At 69.9% G+C, this 226-nt stretch carries 1 protein-coding gene; it reads left to right on the top strand.

Translation table 11 applies throughout. The annotated features are described in order from the left end of the window. Positions 1–226 (top strand): DUF222 domain-containing protein (locus tag WU80_RS25110; protein ID WP_156371923.1); only part of this gene is annotated, 226 nt, incomplete at both ends.

Raw genomic sequence — 226 nt, 5'->3', positions numbered from 1 at the left:
TGCCGGTGGATGCTTTGAACGTTCACCAACAGCTGGCGATGCTCGAGCGCACCGAAAGGGTGCGCCGGCAGCTGCCGGCCCTCGAGCATCCGGTGATCAACACCCTGGCCCGGCAGGCCACGGCCGAGGAGCTGGGTGGCAGCCTGCCGCACGCGATCGCCGAGGCGACGCTGATCAGCCGCGCCGAGGCGTCGAGGCGGGTCAAAGAGGCGATCGAGTTGGGGCC

The sequence above is a fragment of the Mycobacterium sp. UM_11 genome, from assembly GCF_001414075.1.
Taxonomy (GTDB): domain Bacteria; phylum Actinomycetota; class Actinomycetes; order Mycobacteriales; family Mycobacteriaceae; genus Mycobacterium.
This window is presented reverse-complemented; position numbering and strand designations above follow the sequence as displayed.